This is a genomic window from Streptomyces sp. NPDC031445, from assembly GCF_055581365.1.
In genome coordinates this window covers 454686-467695 of record NZ_JBVIJO010000001.1, presented here as the reverse complement: position 1 = coordinate 467695, position 13010 = coordinate 454686, and the positions used below count along the sequence as shown (strand labels likewise).

Here is a 13010-nt window from a genome sequence, read left to right as displayed (position 1 = left end):
CGCCCCCGGCTCCGGACAGGTGGCCCCGGCCGGCTCCGGACACGTTGTCCCGCCCGGCTCCGAGGGCCGTTGTGCACCTCGGCGCCAGGGGCGGGCACGTGTCTCGCCTCCGGGGGGGCCGTGCCCCTCGACCCCGGCCGGCAGTCCCACCCCCTCGGCTCCGACGCCCCCGCACTTTCCCGGCTCCGACGGCCCCGCACCCCTCCGCTTCGGGGACCCTCGTGCCGCTCGGTTCCCGGGTCGTGTTGCCGGGGCCGATCGACAGACCGGGTCGCGGGATGGTTCCCTGGCCCGCATGAGCAGCGCGCCCGTCACCACCTGGTCCCTGGAGCAGACCTCCTCGGCCGACCTCCTGCCCGCCGCCGCCCCCGACGGCGACGTCCGGATCGTCCGCGCCGAGGTGCCCTCCCCCGAGTTCAGCCGGTTCCTGTACGCCTCGGTCGGCGGCGACATCCGCTGGACCGACCGGCTGGGGTGGACCTACGCGCGGTGGCGGGAGTACCTGGACCGGCCCGGCGTGGAGACCTGGGTGGCCTACGACCACGGCACCCCGGCCGGCTACGTCGAGTTGGAGGCGCAGGACGAGGGCGCCGTCGAGATCGTCTACTTCGGGCTGATCCCCGCCTTCCGCGGCCGGCGCATCGGCGGCCACCTGCTGGCGCACGGGACGGCCCGCGCGTGGGACCTGGCCGAGCGGTGGCCCGGCCGGACGCCGACGAAGCGGGTGTGGCTGCACACGTGCAGCAAGGACGGCGAGTTCGCGATGGCCAACTACCAGCGGCGCGGCTTCAAGCTGTTCGACACCAGGGTGGAGCAGGAGCCGGACGTGGCCACTCCGGGGCCCTGGCCCGGCGCATACCCCGCCTGACCTGCCGGGACAAGCCCTCCGGCGACGCATGTGAGCGACGACACCCTTGTTCCACATTCCGGGACAAGGGTGTCCGCATGATGGATGAAGCTGGACTGTGTCCAGATCGCCGTGACACGCTTCCGTCATGTCCGGAACTGGAATTGCCTTGGTGAGTCGGCGGCACGTCGACCTCGGCCGCATGTCCAGCGCCATCTGTCCGGCGAGCTGACGCCTCCCAGCACCGCCGTTCCCCTCTCGTCTCTGATCCCGTGTGCGCGACGCCGCGCACCCATGCCGCATGCGTACGCACGCGCAGGTCAGCCGCTTTCCCGCCTGTCCCGAAGGACGTATCTCCATGGCCGCCACCCCACAGAACCCTGCCGCCTCCGCGCCCCGCCGCAAGGTGAGCCGTCACCGCGGTGAGGGCCAGTGGGCCGTCGGCCACTTCACCCCGCTCAACGGCAACGAGCAGTTCAAGAAGGACGACGACGGTCTCAATGTGCGGACACGCATTGAGACGGTCTACTCCCAGCGCGGCTTCGACTCGATCGACCCGAACGACCTGCGCGGCCGGATGCGCTGGTGGGGGCTGTACACCCAGCGCAAGCCCGGTATCGACGGCGGCAAGACCGCGATCCTGGAGCCGGAGGAGCTGGACGACGAGTACTTCATGCTGCGCGTCCGCATCGACGGCGGGGCGCTGACCACGGCGCAGCTACGGGTGATCGGCGAGATCTCGCAGGAGTTCGCGCGCGGCACGGCGGACATCACCGACCGGCAGAACGTCCAGTACCACTGGATCCGGATCGAGGACGTGCCCGCGATCTGGGAACGGCTGGAGGGCGTGGGCCTGTCCACCATCACCGCCTGCGGTGACACCCCGCGTGTGATGATCGGCTCCCCGGTGGCGGGCATCGCCGAGGACGAGATCATCGACGCCACGCCGGCGCTGGAGGAGATGAAGCGCCGCGTCCTGAACAACAAGGCGTACTCCAACCTGCCGCGCAAGTTCAAGACGGCCATCTCGGGTTCGCCGCTGCTGGACGTCGTGCACGAGATCAACGACGTCGCGTTCGTCGGCGTCCGCCACCCCGAGCACGGCCCGGGCTTCGACGTCTGGGTCGGCGGCGGCCTGTCCACCAACCCCAAGCTGGGCGTGCGGCTCGGCGCCTGGGTGCCGATCGACGAGGTGCCGGACGTCTACGAGGGCGTCATCTCGATCTTCCGTGACTACGGCTACCGGCGGCTGCGCAACCGGGCCCGGCTGAAGTTCCTCGTCGCCGACTGGGGCGCGGAGAAGTTCCGCCAGGTGCTGGAGGACGAGTACCTCAAGCGCGAGCTGGTCGACGGGCCCGCCCCGGAGCAGCCGGTGCAGCAGTGGCGCGACCACATCGGCGTGCACCGGCAGAAGGACGGCCGGTTCTACGTCGGTTTCGCACCGCGCGTCGGCCGGGTCGACGGGGCCACGCTGACGAAGGTCGCCGACCTGGCGGAGGCGCACGGCTCGGGCCGGGTCCGCACCACCGTCGAGCAGAAGATGATCGTTCTCGACGTCGAGCAGGACCGGGTCGACTCGCTGGTGGAGGGCCTGGAGGCGCTCGACCTCACCGCCCGGCCGTCCTCCTTCCGGCGCGGCACCATGGCCTGCACCGGCATCGAGTTCTGCAAGCTCGCCATCGTGGAGACCAAGCAGCGCGGCTCCACCCTGATCGACGAACTGGAGCGCCGGCTCCCGGACTTCGACGAGCCGATCACCATCAATCTCAACGGCTGCCCGAACGCCTGCGCCCGTATCCAGGTCGCGGACATCGGTCTCAAGGGGCAGCTGGTCCTGGACGACCGGGGCGAGCAGGTCGAGGGCTACCAGGTGCACCTGGGCGGCGCCCTCGGGCTGGAGCCGGGGTTCGGCCGCAAGGTGCGCGGCCTGAAGGTCACCGCGGAGGAGCTGCCCGACTACATCGAGCGGGTGCTCAAGCGGTTCCAGGCCGAGCGCGAGGACGGCGAGCGGTTCGCGGCCTGGGCGGCGCGGGCCAGCGAGGAGGCGCTGTCGTGAGCGAGCGGGCCGCGCCCTTCTACTGCCCCTACTGCGGCGACGAGGACCTGCGCCCGAGCGGCGAGGGTCACGGCGCCTGGGAGTGCGGGGCCTGCAACCGCGCGTTCCGGCTGAAGTTCCTCGGGCTGCTCGCCCAGGGGCTGCGGCGAGCCGACAACGGAGGGGACGAGCTGATATGACGACGGCTCAGCAAGAGCGTACGAGCGAGGAGTTGAAGGCACTCGCCGAACAGGCGGGCCGTGACCTGGAGGACGCCTCCGCGCTGGAGATCCTCCGGTGGGCGGTGGACACCTTCGGCACGAAGTTCTGCGTCACCTCCTCCATGGAGGACGCCGTGGTCGCCCATCTCGCCTCGCGCGTGCTCAAGGGCGTGGACGTCGTCTTCCTCGACACCGGCTACCACTTCCCGGAGACCATCGGGACCCGGGACGCCGTGGCGGCCGTGATGGACGTCGACGTCATCACCCTCACGCCGAAGCAGACGGTCGCCGAACAGGACGCCGAGTACGGCCCGAGGCTGCACGACCGGGACCCCGACCTGTGCTGCGCGCTGCGCAAGGTCCGGCCGCTGGCGGAGGGCCTGGAGAACTACCAGGCGTGGGCGACGGGCCTGCGCCGCGACGAGTCCCCGACCCGGGCGAACACCCCGGTCGTCGGCTGGGACGAGAAGCGGCGGAAGGTCAAGGTCTCGCCCATCGCCCGCTGGACGCAGGACGACGTGGACGCGTACATCACCGAACACGGCGTGCTCACCAACCCGTTGCTGATGGACGGCTACGCCTCCGTCGGCTGCGCCCCGTGCACCCGCAGGGTCCTGGAGGGCGAGGACGCGCGGGCCGGCCGCTGGGCGGGCCGGGCCAAGACCGAGTGCGGGCTGCACGGATGACGAACGAGCGGATTCAGGAGAACCACGTGACGACCGGAGCCACCGTCTGGCTCACGGGTCTGCCGAGCGCCGGCAAGACCACCATCGCGTACGCGCTGGCGGACCGGCTGCGTGCCGGGGGCCACCGTGTCGAGGTGCTCGACGGCGACGAGATCCGCGAGTTCGTCTCGGCGGGCCTCGGCTTCTCCCGGGAGGACCGGCACACCAACGTCCAGCGCATCGGCTTCGTCGCCGAACTGCTGGCCCGCAACGGCGTCAAGGCGCTGGTGCCCGTGATCGCGCCGTACACGGACAGCCGGGACGCGGTGCGCAAGCGGCACGAGGAGAACGGCACGCCGTACCTGGAGGTCCATGTGGCGACCCCGGTCGAGGTGTGCAGCGTGCGCGACGTGAAGGGGCTGTACGCCAAGCAGGCCGCGGGCGAGCTGACCGGGCTCACCGGGGTCGATGACCCGTACGAGGAGCCGGAGACGCCGGATCTGCGGATCGAGTCGCAGCACCAGACGGTCCAGGAGTCGGCCGCGTCGGTGTACGCGCTGCTGAGCGAGAGGGGACTGGCATGACCACGGTCGCCACGGTGGACGAGGGCACGGACAGCCCGTACGCGCTGTCGCACCTGGACGCGCTGGAGTCCGAGGCGGTCCACATCTTCCGCGAGGTCGCGGGCGAGTTCGAGAACCCGGTGATCCTGTTCTCCGGCGGCAAGGACTCCATCGTCATGCTGCACCTCGCGCTGAAGGCCTTCACCCCCGCGCCGGTGCCGTTCGCACTGCTCCATGTGGACACCGGACACAACTTCCCGGAGGTCCTTGAATACCGGGACCGTGTGGTGGCCGCACATGGGCTGCGACTCCATGTGGCCTCCGTCCAGGACTACATCGACCGCGGTGTGCTCAAGGAACGCCCCGACGGCACCCGCAACCCGCTCCAGACCCTCCCCCTGACGGAGAAGATCCAGAGCGAGAAGTTCGACGCCGTCTTCGGCGGCGGCCGGCGTGACGAGGAGAAGGCCCGCGCCAAGGAGCGGGTGTTCTCCCTGCGCGACGAGTTCTCCCAGTGGGACCCGCGCCGCCAGCGCCCCGAGCTGTGGAACCTGTACAACGGCCGGCACGCCCCCGGTGAGCACGTGCGGGTCTTCCCGCTGTCCAACTGGACCGAGCTGGACGTCTGGCAGTACATCGCCCGCGAGGGCATCGAACTGCCGGAGATCTACTTCGCCCACGAGCGCGAGGTGTTCCAGCGCGGCGGGATGTGGCTGACGGCCGGGGAGTGGGGCGGGCCCAAGGACGGCGAGACGGTCGAGAAGCGGCAGGTGCGCTACCGGACCGTCGGCGACATGTCCTGCACCGGCGCGGTCGACTCCGACGCCGACACGATCGAGAAGGTCATCGCCGAGATCGCCGCGTCCCGGCTGACCGAGCGGGGCGCGACCCGCGCCGACGACAAGCTGTCCGAGGCCGCGATGGAAGACCGCAAGCGCGAGGGGTACTTCTAAGCATGAGCACGACCACGACCGAGGCGCTCCCGGCCACCACCCTGCTGCGGTTCGCCACCGCCGGCTCCGTCGACGACGGCAAGTCCACGCTCGTCGGGCGGCTGCTGCACGACTCCAAGTCGGTCCTCGCCGACCAGCTGGAGGCCGTCGAGCGCGCCTCCGCGAGCCGGGGCCAGGACACCCCCGACCTCGCGCTGCTCACCGACGGCCTGCGCGCCGAACGCGAGCAGGGCATCACCATCGACGTCGCCTACCGCTACTTCGCGACCCCGCGCCGCCGGTTCATCCTCGCCGACACCCCGGGCCATGTGCAGTACACCCGCAACATGGTCACCGGCGCCTCCACGGCCGAGCTGACGGTGATCCTGGTCGACGCCCGCAACGGCGTGGTCGAGCAGACCCGCCGGCACGCGGCCATCGCGGCCCTCCTGCGCGTCCCGCACGTCGTCCTCGCCGTCAACAAGATGGACCTCGTCGGCTACGAGGAGAAGGTCTTCGCCGCGATCGCCGAGGAGTTCACGGCGTACGCGACCGAGCTGGGCGTCCCGGAGGTCACCGCGATCCCGATCTCGGCGCTGGCCGGCGACAACGTGGTGGAGCCGTCCGCGACCATGGACTGGTACGGCGGCCCGACCGTGCTGGAGCACCTGGAGACCGTGCCGGTCAGCCACGACCTGGCGCACTGCCACGCGCGGCTGCCCGTGCAGTACGTGATCCGGCCGCAGACCGCCGAGCACCCGGACTACCGGGGCTACGCGGGCCAGATCGCGGCCGGCACGTTCCGCGTGGGCGAGCCGGTCACCGTCCTGCCGTCCGGCCGCACCTCGACGATCTCCGGCATCGACCTGCTCGGCGAGCCGGTCGACGCGGCCTGGACGACGCAGTCGGTGACGGTGCGGCTCGCGGACGACATCGACGTCTCCCGCGGCGACCTGATCGTGCCGACGAAGGACGCCCCGGCCACCACGCAGGACGTGGAGGCGACCGTCTGCCACGTCGCCGACGCGCCGCTGACCGTCGGGCACCGGGTGCTGCTCAAGCACGGCACCCGCACGGTCAAGGCGATCGTGAAGGACATCCCGTCCCGGCTGACGCTCGACGACCTGTCCCTGCACCCGCACCCGGGACAGCTCGTCGCCAACGACATCGGCCGGGTGAAGATCCGCACCGCCGAGCCGCTGCCGGTCGACTCCTACGCCGACTCGCGCCGCACGGGCTCCTTCATCCTGATCGACCCCGCCGACGGCACCACGCTCACCGCGGGCATGGTCGGCGAGTCGTTCGCCTCCCCCGAGCCGGTCAAGGACGCGGCCGACGACGAGGGCTGGGACTTCTGAGATGAACCCCACCGACTTCTACTCGACGTTCGCCAAGGAGGGCGGCCGCGTCGGCAGCGGCGCCCTCGGCAGCGGGCAGGGCGGGGTCGCGCGATGTGCGCGCTGACGTACGCGCACCGCTTGCGCGCCCCGTCCCCCCACCCGACGTCCCGGACGCGACGAAGACCCTTGCCGAACTCCCGGCCACGACCTGAAAGCCCGTGACCGCCGGGCCAACGAGAGGAAAGCCTCCCGTGCCTGCCAACCGCTCCACCCTGCTTCGCCGCGGACTCGCCGCGATCGCCGCACTGCCCCTGTTGTCCCTCGCGGCCTGCGGCTACGGGTCCGACTCCAAGGACGACAACGCGGGCGCCAAGATCGCCACCGGCGCCAAGAAGATCGACGGGCTCGGCTCCGTCAAGATCGGCTACTTCGGCAACCTCACCCACGCCACCGCCCTGGTCGGCAACCAGAAGGGCTTCTTCCAGAAGGAGCTGGGCGCCACCGAGGCCAAGTACCAGATCTTCAACGCCGGTCCGTCCGAGATCGAGGCGCTGAACTCGGGTTCCATCGACATCGGCTGGATCGGCCCCTCCCCGGCGATCAACGGCTACACCAAGTCCGACGGCAAGAGCCTGCGCATCATCGGCGGTTCGGCCTCCGGCGGGGTGAAGCTGGTCGTCAACCCGGACAAGATCAAGTCCCTGAAGGACGTCAAGGGCAAGAAGATCGCCACCCCGCAGCTGGGCAACACGCAGGACGTGGCGTTCCTCAACTGGGTGGCCGAGCAGGGCTGGAAGGTCGACGCGCAGAGCGGCAAGGGTGACGTGTCCGTCGTCCGCACGGACAACAAGGTGACCCCGGACGCCTACAAGTCCGGCTCCATCGACGGTGCCTGGGTGCCGGAGCCGACCGCCTCGAAGCTGGTCGCCGAGGGCGGCAAGGTGTTGCTGGACGAGTCGGCGCTGTGGCCGGACAAGAAGTTCGTGATCACGAACATCATCGTGTCGCAGAAGTTCCTCAAGGAGCACCCGAAGGCCGTCGAGGCGGTCCTGAAGGCGTCGGTCGAGACCAACAAGTGGATCAACGCCAACCCGGACGAGGCGAAGGCCGCGGCCAACAAGCAGCTGGGCGTCGACTCCGGCAAGGAACTGCCCGCGAAGGTCCTGGACCCGGCGTGGAAGTCCGTCCAGTTCACCGACGACCCGCTGGCCGCGACCCTCGACACCGAGGCGAAGCACGCCGTCAAGGCCGGCCTGCTGGACAACCCCAAGCTGGACGGCATCTACGACCTCACCCTCCTGAACAAGGTCCTCAAGGCCGAGGGCGAGCACACCGTCAGCGACGCCGGACTCGGCGCCCGGTAAGTCCCGTAGCCGATGAGTTCCCAGGAGGTGACGACCATGGCAACGACCTTCGCCGAGGCCGCCGAGACGGTCGAGCACGCGGCGCGCATCGAGCACGTCTCGAAGTCCTTCGCGACACCGGGCGGGCAGCAGCTCGTCCTGGACGACATCAGCCTGGATGTCGCACCGGGTGAGTTCGTCACCCTCCTGGGGGCCTCGGGCTGCGGCAAGTCGACGCTGCTGAACCTGGTGGCGGGGCTGGACCGGCCCTCCGCCGGCAGCATCGCGACCGACGGGCGTCCGGCCCTGATGTTCCAGGAGCACGCCCTGTTCCCGTGGCTGACCGCGGGCAAGAACATCGAACTCGCCCTCAGGCTCAGGGGCGTGCCGAAGAACGAGCGCCGCGAGCGGGCCGAGCGGCTGCTCGAACTGGTGCGGCTGCGGGGCTCGTACGGCAAGCGGGTGCACGAACTGTCCGGCGGCATGCGCCAGCGCGTGGCCCTGGCCCGCGCGCTGGCCCAGGACAGCCAGCTGCTGCTGATGGACGAGCCGTTCGCCGCGCTGGACGCGATCACCCGGGACCTGCTGCACGACGAGCTGACCCGGATCTGGACGGAGACCGGCGTGTCCGTCCTGTTCGTCACGCACAACGTGCGCGAGGCGGTACGGCTCGCGCAGCGGGTGGTGCTGCTGTCGTCCCGGCCGGGCCGGGTGGCCCGTGAGTGGCGGGTGGACATACCGCAGCCGCGGCGCATCGAGGACGCGCCGGTGGCCGAACTGTCCTTGGAGATCACCGAAGTCCTGCGTGGGGAGATCCGGCGTCATGGCCAGCACTGAGACCAAGACGGTCACGGACGCGGGGAGCGTCGAGGCGGGCCTGGACGCGCTGGAGGTCGTCGCCGCCGGCCGTACGCCGTTCCGGCAGACGTTCACGGCGAAGATCCTGCCGCCGCTCATCGCCACCGTGGTGGTGCTGGTCGTGTGGCAGGCGCTGATCTCCTTCAAGATCGTCGACGATCCGACGAAGCTGCCCTCGCCCGCCGACGTCGGCGGCGAGTTCAAGCGTGCCTGGGTGGAGGGCACGCTGCTGGGCTACATCTGGACCAGCGTCTCGCGCGGTCTGCTGGGCTTCCTGTTCGCGCTGGCCATCGGGACCCCGCTCGGTCTGCTGGTGGCGCGGGTGAAGTTCGTGCGGGCGGCCATCGGGCCGGTGCTGTCCGGTCTGCAGTCGCTGCCGTCGGTGGCGTGGGTGCCGCCCGCGGTGATCTGGCTGGGCCTGGACAACTCGATGATGTACGCGGTGATCCTGCTGGGCGCGGTCCCGTCGATCGCCAACGGCCTGGTCTCCGGCATCGACCAGGTGCCGCCGCTGTTCCTGCGGGCGGGCCGCACGATGGGCGCGACCGGGGTGCGGGGCGCCTGGCACATCGTCCTGCCGGCCGCGCTGCCGGGCTACCTCGCGGGCCTGAAGCAGGGCTGGGCCTTCTCCTGGCGCTCGCTGATGGCCGCGGAGATCATCGCCTCCTCCCCCGACCTCGGCATCGGCCTGGGCGCGCTGCTGGAGAACGGCCGCAACGCCAGCTCCATGTCCATGGTGTTCGAGGCGATCTTCCTGATCCTGTTCGTCGGCATCGCCATCGACCTGCTGATCTTCAGCCCGCTGGAGCGGTGGGTGCTGCGCAGCCGCGGCCTGCTGGTGAAGAGCTGACCATGCGCCCTCCCGTCCTCCTCGTCATCGCCCACGGCAGCCGCGACCCGCGGCACGCCGCGACCGTGCACGCCCTGGTGGGGCGGGTGCGGTCGCTGCGGCCGGGCCTGCGCGTGGAGACCGGGTTCCTGGACTTCAACGTCCCGTCGGTGCACGGGGTGCTCCGGTCGCTGGCGGCGGAGGGCGTGCGGGACGTCGTCGCCCTGCCGCTGCTGCTGACCCGCGCGTTCCACGCCAAGGCCGACATCCCCGCCGTGCTGCGGGACGCGCCGGGGCGGCTGCGGATCCGGCAGGCGGACGTGCTCGGCCCGTCCCCGCTGCTGCTGTCCGCGCTGGAACGGCGGCTGTACGAGGCGGGCCTGTCGCCCGCCGGCAAGTCCTCGACCGGGGTCGTGCTGGCCTCGGCGGGGTCCTCCGACCCGGAGGCGATCGCGGTGATCGCCGACATCGCGCGGGAGTGGTGGCACACCGGTTGGTGCGCCGTGCGGCCCGCGTTCGCCTCCGCGTCCCTCCCCCGCACCGAGGACGCGGTACGCGAGCTGCGCGCCCTCGGCTGCGAGCGGGTCGCCGTCGCCCCGTACGTCCTGGCCCCCGGCTTCCTGCCGGACCGGATCGCACGCGGCGCGGCCGAGGCGGACGTCCTCGCCGAAGTGCTCGGCCCCGCACCGGAGGTGGCGCAAGTGGCGCTTCAGCGGTACGACGGCGCGCGCCGGCCGGCCCTGACGGCACTCGGCGCGTAACCGCCGCGCGGAGCGGCGGATCACCGTCGCCAGGCCCGCACCGGAGGTGGCGCAGGTCGCGCAGGAACGGTACGACAGCGCGCGCCGGCCGGCCCTGACGGCACTCGGCGCGTAACCACCGCGCGGAGCGGCGGATCACCGTCGCCAGGCCCGCGCCGGAGGTGGCGCAGGTCGCGCAGGAACGGTACGACAGCGCGCGCCGGCCGGCCTTGGACCGCACTCGGCGCGGAACCGCCGCGCGGCCGTGTCTCGCCGCCGGCGTGCGGGTTCGCCGGCGGCTCCCTCGCGGCCGCCGGGGGCACCCCGGTGCCCCCGCTCGTCACGGCACGCCCCCACCTGCTCGGTTTCCTCGAAAAGCCCTCCCCGGCACTTGTGGATCTGCTGGGATGGACCCCTGAGCACTATCGGGGGAGAACTGTTCGCGTGGCCGGTCGGGAGTTCGGGTGTCACCTGGGGCTGCCCAGGGCCCTGTCGGGTCTGCCGCTCAGCCCGCTCGTGCCCGGGTACGGCGCCCTCGCCACCGCCCAGCACGCGGCGGGCCTGCGTCACCTCGGGGAGGCGCTGGGGGCGGGCGCCGGCGGGTTACGGGTCCTGGACGGGCTGTTCGTGCCCGCCGGGGCGCACGGCCGGCGCCGGGTGGACGCGCCGCTGCTGGAGGGGCTGGCCCGGTCCGCGGATCCCGCCGTCGCCCCGCTCGCCGCGCGGCTGGCCGAACTGCACCGCGCCGACCCGCAGGCGCCCCGCCGGATCGTCCTCTACCAGCTGATCAACCTGCTCCAGGAGCGCCCCGAGGGCGAGCGCGGCTCCGCCGTGCGCGAGGCCGGCGTCCACCCCGACGAGGCGGCCGGTCTGCTCGCGGCGGCCCGGCTGCGCCCCCGGCTCGACCGGCCGCAGCGGGACGCCGCCGAGTCCCTGGCCGACGCGCTGGCACAGGCCCGGCTGCACCGGCTGCGCACCCTGCTGGACCGGCTGCCCGCGGACGGCGTCGACCCGGCGCTCGCGGCCGTGCGGGACGGGACGGCCGAGCGGCTGCGCGCCGTGCGGGACGCCCTGCGGGAGGGACGGCGGGCCGAGGAGCGGGGCGACCGGGAGGCGGCGGGCGCCGCGTACCTGCGGGCGCTGCGGACGGCCTGTGACGACCGGCGGGCCCTGGGCGGACTGGTCCGCCTGCACGGCCGCCGGCCCGCGCTCGGCGCCGAACTCCGCGCCGATCACGTCGAGTTGACCTGGAAGGACGACCGGGAGACGCCCGGCGAGTGGCGGCTGCTGCGGCTGTACCGGGACGGCCGGGGCAAGCCCGCCGTGCGCGGTGTCCCCGGCTCCGCCACCGCCCCGGTGCGGGACACCGGTGCCGAACCGGGCGGCACGGTCCGGTACGCCGCCCTGCCGCTGCGCGACGGCGTGGTGGACGGGCCGCCGCTGGTGTCCCGGCGGCTGGTCGTCGCCCCCGAGGTGGAGCACCCGGTGCTGGCGGACGGCCCCGCGCGGATCGACGGCTCCTGGCGGCGGCCCGACGCCGCCGCCGAGGTCACGGTCGAACACACCGGGCCGGACGGAGGCACCGCGCACCTCACCGCCCGCGCCGACGGGTTCACCGCGACCGGCCTGCCGCCCGGCGACCACGCCTTCCGCATCGTGTGCCACTACCGGACGTCCGACGGCCGCACGGTCCCCTCCCCCGGCCTGCGCACGACCGCCAGCGTGCACCCCTGGCCCGAGCCCGTGCGCACGCTGACCGCACGGCCCGTGGAAGGGGGCGCCGTACGGTTCGCCTGGACCGGGGCGGAGGGCGCCGAGGTCCGGCTGGTGACCTGGCCCGGCGGGGCGCCGGAGCCGGGCACCGAGCTGCGCACCGACACGCTCCCGCCCCCGCTGGGCTGGCCCGGACCGGCGGGCGCCCCGTGTCCGCCGCCCGGCACGTACACCGAGGTCGCCGCCGTCGCCGTACGCGGGGCGCGGGCGCTCGCGGGGCCGGTGGTCGGCGTGGAGGCCGTACGGCCCGTGCCCGGGATCAGCGCCCACCGGCTCCCGGACGGGCGGGCGCGGATCGTCCTGGACTGGCCCGAGGACGTCCCGCACCTAGTGGTCGGCTGGACGCCGGTGGGATCCACGGGCGGCGGGGAGCGCACGGTCACCGCGCACGCCTACCGCCGTGGCGGACTGCACCTGCCCGTCGGCCCGGGGGCCGTCCGGGTGCGGGCCGCCCCGGTGCCGCGGGTGCCCGGCGCGGTGGTCGTGGTGCCCGACGCGGCCGAGGCGCTGGTCCCGGCGGACGCCGCCGTCTCCTACCAACTGGTCAGGTCCCCACGGAGGTTGCTCGGCCGAAACCGTCGCACGCTGCTGCGGGTCACGCTCAGCGCGCCCGGCGGCCTCGCGGAGGTCCCGGAGTTCGTGTGCGTCGCCCGCGGCGGCACCCTCCGCCCGCGCGACGCCGCCGACGGCACCACCGTGCTGCGGATCCCCGGGCCCGAACTGGCCCGGCACGGCAGCCTCGAACGGGAACTGCCGGCCGCCCCCTGCCCGTCCCCCTACACCCTGCGCGGCTTCCTGCTCGGAGAGCACGCCGCCTCGGTCCGACTCGAGGAACCCTCTCTCACCAGCCTGGTGGTGCGCTGA

The 13010-nt window shown here is 72.7% G+C and carries 13 protein-coding genes; all 13 read left to right on the top strand.

What is annotated here, in order from left to right; genetic code table 11:
- Nucleotides 1-295: 295 nt before the first annotated feature.
- The 13 genes from ACZ5DC_RS01865 to ACZ5DC_RS01805 all read left to right on the top strand — a co-directional run bounded on the left by ACZ5DC_RS01865 (nucleotide 296) and on the right by ACZ5DC_RS01805 (nucleotide 13010).
- Nucleotides 296-868, top strand: coding sequence for a GNAT family N-acetyltransferase (locus tag ACZ5DC_RS01865; RefSeq protein WP_468648379.1), 573 nt, complete (start codon nucleotides 296-298; stop codon nucleotides 866-868).
- 127 nt (nucleotides 869-995) lie between these two features.
- A complete protein-coding gene (locus tag ACZ5DC_RS01860) occupies nucleotides 996-1079 on the top strand; it encodes a putative leader peptide (protein ID WP_309486338.1) in 84 nt (27 codons plus the stop codon).
- A gap of 126 nt (nucleotides 1080-1205) precedes the next feature.
- Nucleotides 1206-2903, top strand: a complete 1698-nt coding sequence (locus ACZ5DC_RS01855; RefSeq protein ID WP_468648377.1) for a nitrite/sulfite reductase — start codon at nucleotides 1206-1208, stop codon at nucleotides 2901-2903.
- Nucleotides 2900-3082: a hypothetical protein gene (locus ACZ5DC_RS01850; protein WP_366748096.1), complete on the top strand. Its 183-nt coding sequence runs from the start codon at nucleotides 2900-2902 to the stop codon at nucleotides 3080-3082. The genes ACZ5DC_RS01855 and ACZ5DC_RS01850 overlap by 4 nt, the downstream gene beginning before the upstream one ends.
- On the top strand, nucleotides 3079-3789 hold the full coding sequence (locus tag ACZ5DC_RS01845; protein WP_468648374.1) for a phosphoadenylyl-sulfate reductase: 711 nt from the start codon (nucleotides 3079-3081) through the stop codon (nucleotides 3787-3789). Before ACZ5DC_RS01850 ends, ACZ5DC_RS01845 begins: the two co-directional genes overlap by 4 nt.
- Nucleotides 3790-3815: 26 nt before the next feature.
- Entirely contained in the window at nucleotides 3816-4352 is a 537-nt protein-coding gene (gene cysC / locus ACZ5DC_RS01840) for an adenylyl-sulfate kinase (RefSeq protein WP_468648372.1), read from the top strand.
- Nucleotides 4349-5284, top strand: coding sequence for a sulfate adenylyltransferase subunit CysD (gene cysD, locus ACZ5DC_RS01835; RefSeq protein WP_468648370.1), 936 nt, complete (start codon nucleotides 4349-4351; stop codon nucleotides 5282-5284). The genes cysC and cysD overlap by 4 nt, the downstream gene beginning before the upstream one ends.
- 2 nt (nucleotides 5285-5286) lie before the next feature.
- The gene (locus ACZ5DC_RS01830; RefSeq protein ID WP_468648368.1) at nucleotides 5287-6621 is read left to right on the top strand and encodes a sulfate adenylyltransferase subunit 1; all 1335 of its coding nucleotides are present in this window, start codon (nucleotides 5287-5289) and stop codon (nucleotides 6619-6621) included.
- A 233-nt stretch (nucleotides 6622-6854) separates the two neighbouring features.
- The gene (locus ACZ5DC_RS01825; RefSeq protein ID WP_468648366.1) at nucleotides 6855-7967 is read left to right on the top strand and encodes an aliphatic sulfonate ABC transporter substrate-binding protein; all 1113 of its coding nucleotides are present in this window, start codon (nucleotides 6855-6857) and stop codon (nucleotides 7965-7967) included.
- A 12-nt stretch (nucleotides 7968-7979) separates the two neighbouring features.
- Nucleotides 7980-8783 (top strand): ABC transporter ATP-binding protein, encoded by an 804-nt coding sequence (locus tag ACZ5DC_RS01820; RefSeq protein WP_468648364.1) that lies wholly within the window; start codon nucleotides 7980-7982, stop codon nucleotides 8781-8783.
- Nucleotides 8770-9654: an ABC transporter permease gene (locus tag ACZ5DC_RS01815; RefSeq protein WP_468648362.1), complete on the top strand. Its 885-nt coding sequence runs from the start codon at nucleotides 8770-8772 to the stop codon at nucleotides 9652-9654. Before ACZ5DC_RS01820 ends, ACZ5DC_RS01815 begins: the two co-directional genes overlap by 14 nt.
- Nucleotides 9655-9656: 2 nt before the next feature.
- Nucleotides 9657-10394, top strand: a complete 738-nt coding sequence (locus ACZ5DC_RS01810; RefSeq protein ID WP_468648360.1) for a sirohydrochlorin chelatase — start codon at nucleotides 9657-9659, stop codon at nucleotides 10392-10394.
- A 423-nt stretch (nucleotides 10395-10817) separates the two neighbouring features.
- Nucleotides 10818-13010, top strand: a complete 2193-nt coding sequence (locus ACZ5DC_RS01805; RefSeq protein ID WP_468648358.1) for a hypothetical protein — start codon at nucleotides 10818-10820, stop codon at nucleotides 13008-13010.